We start from the raw sequence: 16157 nt of genomic DNA, 5'->3' as shown, positions 1-16157 counted from the left end.
GAGGATGCCCCCATGCGCCACGACCTCGAACGTATCGCACTGATATCGGACGTCCACGGCAACCTGACAGCGCTGGAAGCGGTCCTCGACGACATCGACGCCCGCGGTGTCACCCGGATCCTCAACCTCGGCGACTACGTGGGCAAGGGGCCCCGCGGCCGGGAGGTCGTCGACCTCTGCCGCGAGCGCTGCGCCGTCAACATCCTCGGCAACTGGGACGACTTCCTGCCCGACCCGGACCGTCAGGAGGACGACGACGCCCTGCGCTGGTGGCTCGGCCAGCTCTCGCCCGGCCAGGGGGAGTGGCTGCGCGGCCTGCCCTTCAGCCACGACCTGCTGGTCAGCGGCCGCCGGATCCGGCTCTTCCACGCCTCCGCCACCTCGGTGCACCGCCGGGTCAGGTTCGACCACGACGAGGCGGAGTTCCGCGGCATGTTCGCCAACACCCCCGCGACCGGGGACGGCCCGCCGCCCACCGTGGTCGGCTACGGCGACACCCACGACGCGTACTACGAGGTCGACCGGGAGCGGCGCACCCTCTTCAACACCGGCAGCGTCGGCAACAGCCTCGGCGACCCCACGCCCGTCTACGTCGTCGTCGAAGGCGTCCCGGACTCCGTCGACGACGCGCCCTTCTCGCTCCAGTTCGTCCGCGTCCCCTACGACGTCGAGGCGGAACTCGCCGCGGCCCGGGCGGCGGGCATGCCCGAATACGACGGTTACGCGGCGGAGCTGCGGCACGGCGTCTACCGCGGCAACCTCGCGAGGGGCACCGCGCCCGGCTACCACCGCCGGCCGCGGTAGCCCCCCGGCTACGAGGCCGACAGCGCCGTACCGCGCGGCACCGCCGGCCGCGTGGAGCCGTCCCGCAGCAGCACCAGGACGGCGACGTCGTCCGCGCAGCGGCCCCCGGCGTGCCGGACCACCGCGTCCCGCAGCAGCTCGGCGACCTCCGTGCCGCGCACCCGGCGCGCGGCCATCGCGTTGAGGGTGTCCGGCAGCGGGAAGTACCGCCCGGCGGCGTCCCGGGTGTCCGTCACCCCGTCGGTGTGCAGCAGCAGCCCCTCGCCGGGCGCCAGCCGCCCCGTACTCACCGGCACCTGCGCGCGCGGCGCGTCGAACAGCCCCAGCGGCGGCAGCGGATCGCCCAGCGGCAGCGGCCCGGTACGCGGACCGAGGACGTACGGGGCGGGGTGGCCGCAGTTGACCACCAGCAGCGTGCCGTCGCCGTCGATCTGCACCAGCTGGAGCGTCGCGAACTCCTCCGCCGCGTCCGGCACCTCGCCGGGCCCCGCCTGCGCGGTGACCCGCTCCAGCAGGTGGCGGCGCAGAGCCCCGTCCAGCCGCCGCACCACCCCCGCCGGATCCGGCTCCTGGTGCGCCGCCTCCCGGAAACAGCCCAGCAGGGCCGACGCGAGGCCGATCGCCGGCAGACCGTGCCCGCGCGCGTCGCCGATCAGGGCGCGCACGCCGAAGGGAGTGGCGACGGCCTCGTAGAAGTCACCGCCGATCCGGGCGTCGAGGCTCGCCGACACGTACTCGCCGGTGACCGTCACATCCCCGAGACGGCGCGGCAGCGCCGGCAGCAGCACCTGCTGGGCCGCCGCCGCGATCTCACGGGCCCGGTCCAGTTCCGCGCCCAGCGCGGAGCGGCGCCCCGCCGTCCACATCCCGGCGGCCAGCACCGTCAGCACCGCGCCGGCGGTCCCCGCGGCCGGACCCGGTCCCGTCACCTGTTCCGTCGCGATGTCCGCGCCCACGGCGGCGAGCGCGAGACCGCCGCTGCCCAGCACCGCGAGCCGCCGCGCCCCCGCGGCAGCCGTCAGCGCGGGGGCCGCGGCCAGGGCCGGGAGCACGTCGGAGCCGTCCGGCAGCTGCCAGGCGAGCAAGCCCATCGCCGCGGTCCACCCTGCGGGGAGCAGGGCCCAGTGCGCGCGGGCCAGGCCGCGCGAGGTTCGCTTCTGGCTCATCCAGCCGGCTCCCCCTTGCGGCTCTGGGACGTCGCCCCGATTCTGACCCCTCCACCCCCCGCCACGCCCGCATCACGCGGCCCGTTCCCCCATTTGAGCGATCCCCACCCCTCCCAGGCCCCCCGCGCCTGGCGGCGCCCGCTTGCGGTGGGGCTTGCACCTTGCCCGCCGCAGGGCGCCCGCGCCTGGCGGCGCGGCGCTCGGGCGGTGCCCGCCCGGGGTGCGTGGGCGGCTTGCCGGCCGCGGGGGACGCGCCTGGCGGCGCGACGGCGGGCGGTGCGACGGCGGGCGGTGCCCGAGCCCGGCGGCGCCGCTTCGGGCGGTGGCCGCCTGGGGTGCGTGGGCGGCTGACCCGCAGTGTGGGTTTCCCGCGCCTGGCGGCGCGGGGTGTTCCCACCCCCACCACCCGTGCGGGACAGATGTCGGCTGACGGCCTTCTCGTGGGGGTGCGCCGCCGTCGGGGGCGAACCGCAGTCCCCGCAGAGACTTCACCCCCACCGGCAGGCAGCCGCCACACCGGCCCGGGAGGGGGACGATCCGGGGGTGCCCCCGCAGGAATGCGCACCCCACCGCCCAACGACCTGGGGAGAGGCCAGACGCGCATTCCGAGGAGGTACCCCCGGAGTGGCACCCGACCCCACCCCCGCACAGACAGCGCGATGCCCCGCCGGGCAACCCAGGGGCGCGGGGAACTGCGCGAGCAACCCACCACCGGCGGAACGGCGAACCGCCACGGCAAGCGGCACCCCCTCAGTGCCGCGAGGCACGGCGCCTCAGTGCCGCGGGGAACCGCGCCCCCAGCCCCCACCGGGCGAACGGCGAACCGCCCACCGCAAGTGGCACCCCCTCAGTGCCGCGAGGCACGGCGCGCCCAGCCCCCACCGGGCGAAGGGCGAACCGCCACCCCGAGCGGCACCCCGCAAGGCACCCGGCCACGGGGAGCCGCAGCTCAAAGCGGGGTTCGGCGCAAGGAGAAGCGGGCAGGGATGGACGGGGCCCGGGCCCGACCATGATCCGGCGTCAGGAGGCAGAATGGGAACGCTCTCACGGAGATCGCTCACCGCCGGAGCGGCCGGCGCCGCAGCCGCGGCGATCGTGCCGGGCTCAGCCACCGCGGCGAGCGGCACCGCGGCGAGCGGCCCGGCGGCCAGCCCCCCGCCCCCCGGCGCCCCAGCGCCGACCACCGCATCGCCCCACGGCGCGGAAGGCCCGCACCACCGCACCCCGCGCAGGGAGTTGCGGGGGATGTGGATCGCGACGGTCGCGAACACGGACTGGCCCTCCGCCCCGGGCCTCGCGCCCGCCCAGCAGCGGCAGGAACTGCTCGACCTCCTCGACCTGGCCGTGGAGCGCCGGCTGAACGCCGTGATGTTCCAGGTCCGCCCGACCGCCGACGCGTTCTGGCCCTCCCCGTACGAGCCCTGGTCGCAGTATCTGACGGGCACCCAGGGCCGCGACCCCGGGTGGGACCCGCTGGGCACGGCCGTCCGCGAGGCGCACCGCCGCGGGCTGGAGCTGCACGCCTGGTTCAACCCGTACCGGGTAGCGAACAGCGACGACCCGGGCCGGCTCGCCCCGACCCATCCCGCGCGGCTCAACCCGCAGTGGACGGTGCCGTACGGCGGCAAGCTCTACTACAACCCCGGCCTGCCCGAGGTCCGCCGCTTTGTGCAGGACGCGATGCTCGACGCGGTCCGCCGCTACCCGGTGGACGCGGTCCACTGGGACGACTACTTCTACCCCTACCCGGTCGCCGGCCAGGTCTTCGACGACGACGCCGCCTATGCCGCGTACGGCGCCGGCTTCCCGGAGCGCGACGCGTGGCGCCGGCACAACACCGATCTGCTGGTCCTGGAGACCGCAGCCCGTATCAAGGCGATCCGCCCCGGCACGCAGTTCGGCATCAGCCCCTTCGGCGTGTGGCGCAACGCGGCGAACGACCCGCTCGGCTCGGCGACGACGGCGGGTGTGCAGACGTACGACGACCTGCACGCCGACACCCGCGGGTGGGTGCGGCGCGGCTGGATCGACTACATCGTGCCGCAGGTGTACTGGAACATCGGTTTCGCGGCGGCCGACTACGCCGTCCTCGTCCCGTGGTGGTCGGAGGTCGTGCGCGGGACCCCGGTCCGGCTCTACGTCGGCGAGGCCCTGTACAAGGTGGGCGTGGCCGGCCAGCCGGCGGCGTGGCAGGATCCGGCGGAGCTGTCCCGGCACCTGGCCTTCGACGCGGATCACCCCGAGGTGCGCGGCAACGTCTTCTTCTCCGCCACGCAGGTCGCGTCCGACCCGCTGGGCGCGATGAGCCGGGTCGTCGCCGACCACTACTCCTGCCGTGTCAGGACGCCCGGCCGCACGTGACGGATCCGGCGGCGCGGGTGATGTGCGCGGATTCGCCGTGACCGCGCGCACGGGGGCCCGCCCGCTTGTACCGTGGACGGGTCGTCGTGGGGGGAGCAGGCGTGGAGATCGAACTGGCCGACGCGGTGGCCGAGTTGCGCGACGAGCTGACCAGGGCGGTCGCGCGCGGGGCCGGGCAGGACATCGCCTTCCAGGTGGGTCCGATCGAGCTGGAGTTCACCGTGGAGCTGCGCGCCGACGCCCGGGCGCGGGCGGGGTTCAGGGCGTGGGTGGTGTCGGGCGACGCGGAGGCGGGCACCGGACGGACACGTACGCACCGTGTCCGTCTGACGCTTCAGCCGCAGGGGCGTGACGGGCGGCCGCTGCCCATCAGCGGCGGGCGCGACGCGTTCTCCGTGCCGGACGGGTTCCCCGGCCGTATCGACGACTGACGCGCCGGGCGGCCGGGACGGGGCCGGGGCTCCGGGGGGAGCGGGACGCGGTGGACAGCGATCTGGTCATGGACGTGTACGTGGCCACGGGAGGGCACACCGGGCGCCGGGGGTCGGGCTATCTGATCGCCCCGGGCCTGGTGCTGACGTCCGCGCACGTGGTGCCGGAGCGGGGCGCGGCGGTCGCCGTCTCCCGTGTCCGGAGTGCCCGCGGGAAGGCCGGGCAGTATCCGGCCACGGTGCTGTGGCGCGGCACCCCCCACGAGCGGGACGACGCGGCCCTCCTCGGTGTCGGCGCGGCCGGGGCGCGGCCGCCGTGGCCGGTGCCGCCGGTGCGGTGGGGACGGCTGGTCACCCACCGCTCCGGCACCGCCTGCGCCACCACCGGACTGCCGTGGTTCGTGCAGACGGAGCACGGGGCCCCCGACCTCCTGCGGCATGACGGGACGGTCAACCGGACGGACCGCTCGGCCAACAACCGGCACCTGATGCGCCTGGACGAGCGCGTCGAGGCCCGGGTCGACAGCCGGGGGCGCCTGGTCTCGCCGCTGGCCGGGCTGTCGGGCGCGTCCGTCTTCTGCGGAGACCTGCTCACCGGGGTCGTCGCCCAGGACTTCGGCGCGCTCACGTACACCCGGCTGGAGGTGGTGCCCGCCTACGTGCTGCTGAAGGACCCGGAATTCCTCCGGATCGTCGCGGAGCACGGGCTGGGGACCGTGCCGGAACCGGCGGAGTGGCAGCGGCTGACGACGCACCGGGCCGGGGGCCGCGGCGGCCCGCGGCCGCTCGCGTCCCCGGCCGCGCTGCTGGAGGCCGAGCACACGGTGGTGCCCTTCCAGGGCCGCGGGGAGCTGCTCGCGGACCTGCTGCGCTGGTGCGCCGAGCCCGGCCTCGGGGTGCGCCTGCTGCACGGCCCCGGTGGCCAGGGCAAGACCCGGCTCGCCCTGGAGCTCACGGACCGGCTGGAGCGCGGCGGTTCGGCGGTCGTGTGGCCGGGCGCCGACGCCACCGCCGACGACCTGGCGGCGCTCGGCGACACGGCCGTGCCGCTGCTCGTGGTCGTCGACTACGCCGAGACGCGCGTGGGCCAGCTGACCGCGCTGCTGAAGGCGCTGGTCCGCCGCCGCGACGCCGTCCCCGTACGGGTCCTGCTGCTCGCCAGGACCGCGGACGACGACTGGTGGCGGGCCGCCCGGCGGGAGAGCAGCGACACCCGGGATCTGCTCGACGGCATGCCGCTGACCCCGCTCCCCCCGCTCGTACCGGAGCCCGGTGGCCGCGCCGGGGCGTACGAGGCGGCCGTGGACGGCCTGGCCCGGGCGCTGCCGCGGGTACGCGGGCACCGGTACCGAAAGTGGGGGAGGCTCGCGCGGCAGCTGGCCGCCGCCCGCGGTGGCCGACCCGCCGCGCCCGGCACGGACACGGCTCTCACGCTGCACATGACCGCCCTGGCGGACCTCCTGGACGCCGCCCTGGCACCCGGGAGCCGGCCCGGCGCGTCCGGGCCGGTGGAGGGGCGGCTGCTGGACCACGAGTCCAAGTACTGGGAGGCGGCCGCGCGGCAGTACGGGCTGGCGGGGCGCGAGTCGAGCCGGGAGGACGCGCTCGCCGCGGCCTTCCTGTGCGGCGCCGACGACCCCTTCCAGGGACAGCGGCTGCTGGGACGGATCTCCGCGCTCCGCCCGCTGGGCCCGGAGCAGCACCGGGCGCTCACCGAGTGGATCGCCGCCCTCTACCCACCGCGCGACGGCGGCGCGTGGGGCGCCCTGCTCCCGGACCGGCTCGCCGAGTTCTTCGTGGCCCGGCGGCTGAGGAGCAACGGCCGGCTCGCCGACGACCTGCTGGGCGGTGCCCGGGACACCGCGGAGGGTGTGACGGGTGCGCAGGCGGCCCGGCTGCTGACGGTCTACACGCGCGCGGCCGCCCACCCCGCTTTCCGCGGCACGCTCGACGGCCCGCTCACCGAGCTGTGCGTCCGCCGCGGCGACGTGCTGGAGCGGCCCGCAGTCGACGTCGCCACCCAGGCGGAGCGGCCGGCGCCGCTGGTGGCGGCCCTGCACCGCATCGCCGAGGCGCCCGGTGCCACCTACGACGAGCTGCTGCGGCTGGCCGACCACCTGCCGAGGGCGACGCATACGCTCGGCCCGCTCGCCGCGGGCGTGACCGGGCGGCTCGCGGAGATGCTCCGCCGCAGGGCCGCGGCCGACCCGGCGGTCCTGCCCGACCTCGCCCTGATGCTGCGCCGCCTCACCGGCCGCCTCGGCGACGCGGGGGAGGTGGGGCCTGCGTACGCGGTCGCGCACGAGGCACGGGGCATCTACGAGCGGCTCGCGGCGGACGATCCGGCGGCGTACCGGCCGGAGCTCGCCGCCGTCCTGCACAACCTGTCGGTCACGGCCGCCCGTGCGGGACGGCGGGACGAGGCCCTCGCACCCGCCCGCGAGTCCGTGCGCCTCTACCGCGAACTCGCCGCCGGGCGCCCGGAGACGGACGACTCCTGGACGTACGTGGCCCACGGCCCCGGCGCCCTGGCCCTCGCCGAGGGGAACAGCGGCCGGCCCGAGGCGGCCCTCGACGCGGTGGACGAGGAGGTCCGCATCCGGCGCCCGCTGGCCGGGGCGCACGGCGAGACCGCCCGGGCCGGCCTCGCGGCGGCCCTCAACAACCAGGCCGTCTGGCGGAAGGAGTGCGGACGCTTCGACGGGGCGCTGGCGGCGGCCGAGGACGCGGTGCGCCGCTTCCGGGAACTGGCCGACGAGCGCCCCGACGCCCATCTGCTGGGCCTGGCCCGCGCAGTGGCGACGCTGTCGGACTGCCTGGGCCTGGCCGGGCGGCCGCGGGAGGCGCTGGAGGCCGCCAGGGAGGCCCTCGCGATCCGCCGCCGGCTGGCCGCCGGCCGCTCCGGCTCCTCCCTCGCCGACCTCGCCCGCAGCCTCAACAGCCTCGCGATCGACCTGGGCGGCACCGGCCACGCGGACGAGAGCGTGCCCTACGCGGCCGAGGCGGTGGACCTCCTGCGGGAGCTGGCCGCGGGCGAACCGGCCGCGTACGGGCACGAGCTGGCCAACACCCTCAACACCTACGCCAACCAGCTCTCCGACGCCGGCCGCGTGGCCGAGGCGGCCGCGGCGGCGCGCGAGTCGGCCGACCGGTACGCCGCGCTGGCGGAGGCGGAGCCGGGCGCCTTCACCGCCGACCTGGCCATGAGCCTGCTCACGCTGGCCGGCCGGCTCCAGGAGGCCGGCGAGCCGGGCGAGGCGCTGTCCACCGCCGAGGAGTGCGTGCGCCTGTACCGCGAGCTCGCCGAGCGCCGCCCGGGCAGCGCGGACCACGAGCTGGCGTCCGCCCTCACCAACTGGTGCCTGTTCCTGCTGCGGGCCGGCCGCGAGGAGGAGGCGCTGGCCGCGGCGGAGGAGGCGGTCGGCCTCCAGCGCGCGCTGGAGGCGGACCCGGCGACGGCAAAGCGCGCCCGCCCCGCGCTGGCCGCGGCACTGCTCAACCTGACGAGCTGCCTGCACACCGCGGGGCGGACGCAGGAGGCCGTGCCCCGGGTCGCTGAGGCCGTGCGGCTCTACCGCGACCTCGCCCGGCAGGACCCCGGGCTGCACGAGCCGCGCCACGCGGTGGCTCTGTCCGCCTACTGGGCGCTGCTCTCGCAGGCCGGTCGCCCGGCGGAGGCGCTGGAGGCCTACCACGAGGCGGTGGCCGTCCGCGGGCGGGTGGCCGCGCGCTCGGGCGAGCCGGAGCACGTGCGGGAGTACGCGGAAGGCCTGCTCGTCCTCGGGCAGCTGCTCGCCGGGGCCGGGCGCCCGGAGGACGGGGCCGACGCCCTGGCGAAGGCGGCGGCCGCGCACCGCCTCCTCGCCGCCGGGGACCCGGCGGGCGCGGCCGGCGACCTCGCCCTCAGCCTGGCCCTGCGGACGACGTGCCTGCTGCGGGCGGGCCTGCGCCTGGACGCCCTGCCGGCCGCCGAGGAGGCCGTACGGCTGCTGGAGGGCCCGGCGGGCGACGACGCGCGGCGGCCGCTGCTCGCCGAGTGCCTGTGCGTGCTCGGCGGCCTGCTGCACGGCGTGGGACGCGCGGACGCCGAGGAGGTGCTGCGCCGGGCCGTCCGGCTGTCCGCGGCCCTCCCGCCGGAGCCCGCGCACGACGCCCTGCGGAGCCTGTCCCGCTCCCTGCTGGGCACCCATCTCGGGGAGCGGGAGCGCCTCGGCGAGGGGCTCGGCCTGGCCCGCGAGGCCGTCGCCCTCGCCCGCGGCCCGGCCGGCCTGCTGCTCGCCTGGACCCTCATCGGCCTGGGGCGGCTGCTCGCCCTCGACCCGGGCACGGCCGGCGAGGCCCTGGGTGTGTGCGCCGAGGCCGTCGCCGTGTGCGAGGAGCCGGCCGGGGCGGATCCCGCGGAGCAGCAGTCCGTCCTCGCGGTGGCCCTCGCCGAGCACGGCCTGCGGCTGTCCGGGGCCGGCTGCCACGCCGGCGCCCTCGCGGCCACCGATCGGGCGGTCGCCCTGTGCCGGGCGCTCGCCGGCCGCCACGCCGCCGCCGAGCGCGAGCACCTGGCGCTCGCCCTCCACGCGCACGCCACGGCCCGGCTGCTGGCGGGAACGGAGCCGGCGCGGGCGCGCGCGTCCGCCGAGGAGGCCGCCCCGATCTGGCAGCGGATCGCCGAGGAGGAGCCGGGACTCGCGGCCCCGTACCTCGCCGCGGTGGCCGACACCCGCGCCCGCCTCACCGGCGGCCGGGCGGACGGCTCCGCGACCGCGGCCGCAGGCCCTACGCTGGGGGGATCATGCACCGATTCAGCACCCCGTGGGGCGACCTCGACCTGACGCGCCACCCCGCGGACCCCCGCGACCAGCTGCGGGCCTGGGACGCCGCCGACGACTACCTGCTGCGGCACCTCGCGGAGGAAGGCCCCGCCCGCGGCGCCGGCACCACCACCGTGCTGCTCGGCGACCGCTGGGGCGCGCTGGCCACCGCGCTCGCGTCCGCGCCCGGCGCGGACGACCTGGTGCAGATCTCCGACTCCTTCCTCGGCCAGCAGGCCACCCGCGCGAACCTGCGGCGGGCCGGTACCGGGGAGCGGGTGCGGCTGCTCACCACCCGCCAGGCGCCGCCCGCCCGGATCGACCTGCTGCTGGTGCGCGTGCCCAGGAGCCTGGGCCTGCTGGAGGACCAGCTGCACGCGCTCGCGCCATCCGTGCACGCGGGCACGGTCGTGGCCGGCGCGGGCATGGTCACCGAGATCCACACCTCGACGCTCGCGCTCTTCGAGCGGATCCTCGGCCCGACGCGTACCTCGCTCGCCGTCCGCAAGGCCCGGCTCGTCCACTGCACGCCCGATCCCGCCCTGCCGCGGACCCCCAGCCCCTGGCCGCTGCGCTACGCCCTGCCGGACGGCATCGGCCCGATGTCCGGCCGTACGGTCACCAACCACGCCGGCGTCTTCTGCGCCGACCGCCTCGACGTCGGCACCCGCCTGCTGCTCGCCCACCTCCCGCACCGCACGGGTCCTGACCGGGTCGTCGACCTCGGCTGCGGCAACGGGGTGCTCGGCACCGCGGCGGCGGTCGCCAACCCGGAGTCCGAGGTGCTGTTCACCGACGAGTCCCACCAGGCGGTCGCCTCCGCGGAGGAGACCTTCCGCGCCAGCGCCGACCCGGCCACCCGCGCGGAGTTCGTCGTCGCCGACGTGGCCTCGGGGGTGCCCGCGGGCAGCGCCGACCTCGTCCTGAACAACCCGCCCTTCCACTCCCACCGCGCCACCACCGACGCCACCGCCCGCCGGATGTTCGCCACCGCCCGCGCGGCGCTGCGGCCCGGCGGCGAGCTGTGGGTCGTCGCCAACCGCCACCTGGGCCACCACACCCGGCTGCGCCGCCTGTTCGGCAACTGCGACGTGATGTCCTCCGACCCGAAGTTCGTCGTCCTGCGCGCGACCCGCCGGTGACCCGGCCGGGGCCGGGCCTCAGCGGGACGTGACGAAGTCGAGCGCGTAGCCCTGGGCGGTCGTCCAGTAGGTGACGAGGGCGCCGTCGTCGAAGGCGGCCACCTCGGGGAGGTTGACGGAGATCGGGCCGCCCACGGTGCTGCCGGGCTCGGCGCCCTGGAGGCGCAGTGTGATGCCCTTCGTCTCGTAGGTGTCCGTCCGGTTGCCGTTGACGAGGAGGGCGGCGTAGACGTCCTCACCGGGGGAGAGGACGGCGGGGTCCACGGGGTCGCTGTCCTCGATCACCCCGACCGGCGACTTGGAGTAGGCGCCCAGCCGCACCTGGGGGTAGCCGTAGACGGCGCAGACCCTGTCACCGGTGTTGGTGAGGACCAGGAGCAGGTGCCGCAGGTCGTGGCCCTGGCCGTCCACCCCGGTCGCGGAGGACGTCAGGTCGTCCGGACCGCAGGGGCGCACCCTCTCGCCGCCGTCCGTGCGCCCGCCGGGCGCGGTGGGGGTCGCCGGGTCCGTACCGGACGGCCGCGCCGACGCCGCGGTGCCGGACCCGTCCGGCGCCCCCGCGGCGTCCCTCACCTCCGCCCCGCTCGACCGGCATCCCGCCGCGGTGAGCACCGCGGCCACCGCCGCACCCGCGAGTACGCGGGACATCGTGCGGTTTCTGCGGGCAGGTGCTGGCATGACTGTCCCCCGTGGTACGCAGTACGCGGTGCTCTCGACTCTGGTATCTCCCCGGCAAGCCGAGTATGCGATATGCCTCCGACACAACTCACGCGTGCCCGTCATCTGTTACCGACCGCGTACAGGGAACGGCGGCTTCCGCCGGCCCGGCGCTCCCGGAAGGGGTCGCGCGCGGGGGCCGGCCGCGAAGATCTTTGCATAAAAGTGCGGCTGCCCGTATAGTCATGCCATCGACGAGGAGGGTCCGATGGCATTGCGCGCGGCGGTTGCCGGAGCGAGCGGGTACGCAGGTGGTGAGGTGCTGCGGCTGCTTGTCGGGCACCCTGAGGTCGAGATCGGGGCGCTGACCGGGAATTCCAACGCCGGGCAGCGGCTCGGCGGGCTCCAGCCGCACCTGCTGCCGCTCGCGGACCGGGTGCTGGAGGCGACCTCCGCGGAGGTGCTCGCCGGGCACGACGTGGTCTTCCTCGCGCTGCCGCACGGGCAGTCCGCCGCCGTGGCCGAGCAGCTGGGGGAGGACGTCCTCGTCGTCGACATGGGCGCCGACTTCCGGCTGCAGGACGCCGCCGACTGGGAGCGCTTCTACGGCTCCCCGCACGCCGGGACGTGGCCCTACGGGCTGCCCGAGCTGCCGGGGGCGCGGGCCGCGCTCGCCGGGACCCGGCGGATCGCGGTGCCGGGCTGCTACCCGACGGCGGTGTCGCTCGCGCTCGTCCCGGCGTACGCCGCCGCGCTCGCCGAGCCGGAGGCCGTGGTCGTGGCCGCGTCCGGCACGTCGGGCGCGGGCAAGGCCGCCAAGCCGCATCTGCTGGGCTCCGAGGTGATGGGCTCGATGAGCCCCTACGGCGTCGGCGGCGGCCACCGGCACACCCCGGAGATGATCCAGAACCTCAGTGCGGCGGCCGGCACCCGGGTCGGGGTGTCCTTCACACCGACGCTCGCCCCGATGCCCCGCGGCATCCTCGCCACCTGCAGTGCCAGGGCCGTCCCCGGCGTCACCGCGGCCGACGTGCGCGCCGCGTACGAGAAGGCCTACGGCGACGAGCCGTTCGTGCACCTGCTGCCCGAGGGGCAGTGGCCCGCGACCGCCTCCGTGTACGGCTCCAACGCCGTCCAGCTCCAGGTGGCCCTCGACGAGGCGGCGCACCGGATCATCGCGATCAGCGCCATCGACAACCTGACCAAGGGCACCGCGGGCGGCGCCGTGCAGAGCATGAACATCGCCCTCGGGCTGCCCGAGACGACCGGCCTCACCACGATCGGAGTCGCTCCGTGAGCGACGGACGCGAGGCCTGCGGCCCGCGGACAGCGACGAGACCCGCGCAGGTGTGCCGAGCGGGCGGAGACGGGGGCGCCGCCGGTGCGGTGGCCCCGGGGAAGAACAGGGGAAAAAGATGAGTGTGACCGCTGCGAAGGGATTCCGGGCGGCGGGCATCGCCGCCGGGATCAAGGAGAACGGCAACCCGGACCTCGCCCTGGTGGTGAACGACGGGCCGGGCCGCGCCGCGGCGGGCGTCTTCACCTCCAACCGTGTGAAGGCCGCGCCGGTGCTGTGGTCGGAGCAGGTGCTCAAGGGCGGCGCGGTCACCGCCGTCGTCCTCAACTCCGGCGGCGCCAACGCCTGCACGGGCCCGAAGGGCTTCCAGGACACGCACGCCACCGCCGAGAAGGCGGCCGAGGTGCTGGGGCACAGCGCCGGCGAGATCGCGGTGGCCTCCACCGGGCTCATCGGCCTGCTGCTCCCGATGGACAAGCTGCTGCCCGGCGTGGAGCGGGCGGCCGCGGAGCTGTCCGAACACGGCGGCGAGAAGGCGGCCGTCGCCATCAAGACCACCGACACCGTGCACAAGACCGCGGTGGCGGCCAGCCCCGCCGGGTGGACGGTCGGCGGCATGGCCAAGGGTGCGGGCATGCTCGCCCCGGGCCTGGCCACGATGCTGGTGGTGCTCACCACCGACGCCGTCGTGGACGCCCCCGCGCTGGACGAGGCGCTGCGCGAGGCCACCCGGGTCACCTTCGACCGGGCCGACTCCGACGGCTGCATGTCCACCAACGACACCGTGCTGCTGCTGTCGTCCGCCGCGTCCGGCGTCACCCCGGACCTGCCCGAATTCGCCGAGGCGGTACGGACGGTGTGCGCGGACCTGGCCCGGCAGCTGATCGGCGACGCCGAGGGCGCGAGCAAGGACATCCGGATCGACGTCGTGAACGCCGCGACCGAGGACGAGGCGGTCGACGTCGGCCGCACCATCGCCCGCAGCAACCTGCTCAAGTGCGCCATCCACGGTGAGGACCCCAACTGGGGCCGGGTGCTGTCCGCGATCGGCACCACCTCCGCCACCTTCGACCCGGACGAGCTGAACGTCGCCATCAACGGCGTGTGGGTGTGCCGCAAGGGCCAGGTCGGCGAGGACCGCTCGCTGGTCGACATGCGCTTCCGGGAGGTCGTCATCACCGCCGACCTCGCCGCAGGCGACGCCTCCGCCGCGATCTGGACCAACGACCTGACCGCCGACTACGTCCACGAGAACAGCGCCTACAGCTCATGACGACGACACGCAGCACCCGCAAGCACGCCGCCCTCCCCAAGGCCGAGGTCCTGATCGAGGCGCTGCCCTGGCTGACCCGGCACAACGGCCGTGTGGTGGTGATCAAGTTCGGCGGCAACGCCATGGTCGACGAGGAGCTGAAGGCCGCCTTCGCGCAGGACGTGGTCTTCCTGCGGCAGGCCGGCCTCAAGCCCGTCGTCGTGCACGGCGGGGGCCCGCAGATCAGCGCGGCGCTCGACCGGCACGGCCTGGTCAGCGAATTCCGCGCGGGCCTGAGGGTCACCACCCCCGAGGCGATGGACGTGGTCCGGATGGTGCTGGCCGGGCAGGTGCAGCGCGAGCTGGTCGGGCTGCTCAACCAGCACGGCCCGCTCGCGGTCGGACTGACCGGCGAGGACGCCCACACCATCACCGCGGTCAAGCACCAGCCGGTGATCGACGGCGACGCGGTCGACATCGGCCGGGTCGGCGAGATCACCGCGATCGACACCGGCGCGATCGACGCCCTGCTGGCCGACGGCCGTATCCCGGTGGTCTCCTCGATCGCCCGCTCCGCCGACGACGGCCACGTCTACAACGTCAACGCCGACACCGCCGCCGCCGCGCTCGCCGCCGCGCTGGGCGCCGAGACGCTGATGGTCCTCACCGATGTCGAGGGCCTCTACGAGGACTGGCCGAACAGCGACGAGGTCATCAGCCGGCTCACCGCGAGCGAGCTGGAGAAGCTGCTGCCGGACCTGTCCAGCGGCATGGTCCCGAAGATGCAGGGCTGCCTGCACGCCGTGCGCAACGGCGTCCACACCGCCCGCGTCATCGACGGACGGGTCCAGCACTCGATCCTGCTGGAGATCTTCACCGACGAGGGCATCGGCACCATGGTCGTCCCCGACGAGCCGCCGGCGCCCGCCCTGCGCGCCACCGAATACGTACCCGAGCAGACGACCGCAGCACCAGAAGGGGGAGCACGGTGACCGCCACCGACACAGCCGCCACCGGGGGGACGACCGCGAACGAGGCGCTCACCGCCCGCTGGCAGGGCGCGCTCATGGACAACTACGGCACCCCCCGGCTGCCGCTGGCCGGCGGCCGGGGCGCCCGGCTGTGGGACGCCGACGGCAAGGTCTACCTGGACTTCCTCGGCGGCATCGCCGTCAACTCGCTCGGCACCGCGCACCCCGCGGTCGTCGAGGCGGTCACCCGGCAGATCGGCGAACTCGGCCACGTCTCCAACATCTTCGTCGCCGAGCCCGCGGTCGCCCTCGCCGAGCGGCTGCTGGGCCTCTTCGGCCGGCCGGGCCGGGTCTACTTCGGCAACTCGGGCGCCGAGGCCAACGAGGCGGCCTTCAAGCTGGGCCGGCTCACCGGCCGCCGGAAGATGGTCGCCACCGAGGGCGCCTTCCACGGCCGCACCATCGGCTCGCTCGCGCTGACCGGCCAGCCGAAGAAGCGGCAGGCCTTCGAGCCGCTGCCCGGCGACGTCGTGCACGTCCCGTTCGGCGACGCCGAGGCGCTGCGCGCCGTGGTGGACACGGACACGGCGCTGGTGATCGTCGAGCCGATCCAGGGCGAGAACGGCGTCGTCATGCCTCCCGCCGGCTATCTGCGGGAGATCCGGGAGATCACCGCCGCGACCGGCACGCTGTTCGTGCTGGACGAGGTGCAGACCGGCATCGGCCGGACCGGCCACTGGGCCGAGTGCCTGGCCCAGGGAGTGCAGCCGGACGTGGTGACGCTCGCCAAGGGCCTGGGCGCCGGGCTGCCGATCGGCGCGGTCCTGGCCTTCGGGCCCGCGGCCGAGCTCTTCACGCCGGGCGCGCACGGCTCCACCTTCGGTGGCAACCCGGTCTCCTGCGCGGCGGCGCTCGCGGTGCTGGACACCATCGAGGCGGACGCGCTGCTGGACAACGTCAAGCGGCAGGGCGAGAAGCTGCGCGAGGGGATCGCGGGACTCGGGCACCCGCTGGTCGATCATGTGCGCGGTGCGGGTCTGCTGATCGGTATCGTGCTCACCGAACCCCTGTCCGCCCAGATCCAGCAGGCGGCTCAGGACGCCGGTTTCCTGGTCAACGCCGCCGTGCCGGGGGCGGTCCGGCTCGCGCCGCCGCTGATCGTCGGCGACGCCGAGACGGACGCGCTGCTCGAGGCGCTGCCCGGCATCCTGGACCGGGCGCACGCGGCGGGCCGGCAGAGCAAGTAGCGACGGACGGAGAATGACCCGACG

At 76.0% G+C, this 16157-nt stretch carries 11 protein-coding genes; 9 read left to right on the top strand and 2 right to left on the bottom strand.

Features of this window, described 5'->3' with window-relative positions; genetic code table 11:
- The first annotated feature begins 12 nt into the window (after positions 1–12).
- A complete protein-coding gene (locus tag ACH4SE_RS08485; protein ID WP_398542539.1) occupies positions 13–804 on the top strand; it encodes a metallophosphoesterase family protein in 792 nt (263 codons plus the stop codon).
- Positions 805–812: 8 nt separating this feature from the next.
- Here ACH4SE_RS08485 and ACH4SE_RS08480 read toward each other — a convergent pair whose 3' ends face one another.
- Positions 813–1970, bottom strand: a complete 1158-nt coding sequence (locus ACH4SE_RS08480; RefSeq protein WP_398542538.1) for a PP2C family protein-serine/threonine phosphatase — start codon at positions 1968–1970, stop codon at positions 813–815.
- A 1032-nt stretch (positions 1971–3002) separates the two neighbouring features.
- On the opposite strand from ACH4SE_RS08480, the gene ACH4SE_RS08475 reads away from it, so the two are divergent.
- The 4 genes from ACH4SE_RS08475 to ACH4SE_RS08460 all read left to right on the top strand — a co-directional run bounded on the left by ACH4SE_RS08475 (position 3003) and on the right by ACH4SE_RS08460 (position 10709).
- Positions 3003–4331 carry a glycoside hydrolase family 10 protein gene (locus ACH4SE_RS08475; protein WP_398542537.1) on the top strand — a complete coding sequence of 443 codons (1329 nt, stop codon included), beginning with the start codon at positions 3003–3005 and terminating at the stop codon, positions 4329–4331.
- Positions 4332–4432: 101 nt separating this feature from the next.
- A complete protein-coding gene (locus ACH4SE_RS08470; RefSeq protein WP_398542536.1) occupies positions 4433–4762 on the top strand; it encodes a trypco2 family protein in 330 nt (109 codons plus the stop codon).
- Positions 4763–4812: 50 nt separating this feature from the next.
- The gene (locus ACH4SE_RS08465; protein ID WP_398542535.1) at positions 4813–9588 is read left to right on the top strand and encodes a tetratricopeptide repeat protein; all 4776 of its coding nucleotides are present in this window, start codon (positions 4813–4815) and stop codon (positions 9586–9588) included.
- Positions 9549–10709, top strand: coding sequence for a methyltransferase (locus tag ACH4SE_RS08460; RefSeq protein WP_398542534.1), 1161 nt, complete (start codon positions 9549–9551; stop codon positions 10707–10709). Before ACH4SE_RS08465 ends, ACH4SE_RS08460 begins: the two co-directional genes overlap by 40 nt.
- 18 nt (positions 10710–10727) lie before the next feature.
- On the opposite strand, the gene ACH4SE_RS08455 is transcribed toward ACH4SE_RS08460, so the two are convergent.
- On the bottom strand, positions 10728–11357 hold the full coding sequence (locus ACH4SE_RS08455) for a DUF4232 domain-containing protein (protein ID WP_398542533.1): 630 nt from the start codon (positions 11355–11357) through the stop codon (positions 10728–10730).
- A gap of 277 nt (positions 11358–11634) precedes the next feature.
- On the opposite strand from ACH4SE_RS08455, the gene argC reads away from it, so the two are divergent.
- The 4 genes from argC (at position 11635) to ACH4SE_RS08435 (ending at position 16133) form a co-directional block, all read left to right on the top strand.
- On the top strand, positions 11635–12663 hold the full coding sequence (argC, locus tag ACH4SE_RS08450) for an N-acetyl-gamma-glutamyl-phosphate reductase (RefSeq protein WP_398542532.1): 1029 nt from the start codon (positions 11635–11637) through the stop codon (positions 12661–12663).
- Positions 12664–12781: 118 nt separating this feature from the next.
- Positions 12782–13936: a bifunctional glutamate N-acetyltransferase/amino-acid acetyltransferase ArgJ gene (gene argJ, locus ACH4SE_RS08445; RefSeq protein WP_398542531.1), complete on the top strand. Its 1155-nt coding sequence runs from the start codon at positions 12782–12784 to the stop codon at positions 13934–13936.
- A complete protein-coding gene (argB, locus tag ACH4SE_RS08440) occupies positions 13933–14907 on the top strand; it encodes an acetylglutamate kinase (protein ID WP_398542530.1) in 975 nt (324 codons plus the stop codon). Before argJ ends, argB begins: the two co-directional genes overlap by 4 nt.
- Positions 14904–16133 (top strand): acetylornithine transaminase, encoded by a 1230-nt coding sequence (locus ACH4SE_RS08435; RefSeq protein ID WP_398542529.1) that lies wholly within the window; start codon positions 14904–14906, stop codon positions 16131–16133. Before argB ends, ACH4SE_RS08435 begins: the two co-directional genes overlap by 4 nt.
- Positions 16134–16157 lie beyond the last annotated feature (24 nt).

The organism is Streptomyces sp. NPDC020983, assembly GCF_044333485.1.
In the GTDB taxonomy this organism is placed as follows: domain Bacteria; phylum Actinomycetota; class Actinomycetes; order Streptomycetales; family Streptomycetaceae; genus Actinacidiphila.
This window is presented reverse-complemented; position numbering and strand designations above follow the sequence as displayed.

Excerpts from the sequence above, each read along its gene's own strand:
- ACH4SE_RS08485 (WP_398542539.1), top strand. The coding sequence starts at position 13 with ATGCGCCACGACCTCGAACGTATCGCACTGATATCGGACGTCCACGGC.
- ACH4SE_RS08480 (WP_398542538.1), bottom strand. The coding sequence starts at position 1,970 with ATGAGCCAGAAGCGAACCTCGCGCGGCCTGGCCCGCGCGCACTGGGCC.
- ACH4SE_RS08475 (WP_398542537.1), top strand. The coding sequence starts at position 3,003 with ATGGGAACGCTCTCACGGAGATCGCTCACCGCCGGAGCGGCCGGCGCC.
- ACH4SE_RS08460 (WP_398542534.1), top strand. The coding sequence starts at position 9,549 with ATGCACCGATTCAGCACCCCGTGGGGCGACCTCGACCTGACGCGCCAC.
- ACH4SE_RS08455 (WP_398542533.1), bottom strand. The coding sequence starts at position 11,357 with ATGTCCCGCGTACTCGCGGGTGCGGCGGTGGCCGCGGTGCTCACCGCG.
- argC (WP_398542532.1), top strand. The coding sequence starts at position 11,635 with ATGGCATTGCGCGCGGCGGTTGCCGGAGCGAGCGGGTACGCAGGTGGT.
- argJ (WP_398542531.1), top strand. The coding sequence starts at position 12,782 with ATGAGTGTGACCGCTGCGAAGGGATTCCGGGCGGCGGGCATCGCCGCC.
- argB (WP_398542530.1), top strand. The coding sequence starts at position 13,933 with ATGACGACGACACGCAGCACCCGCAAGCACGCCGCCCTCCCCAAGGCC.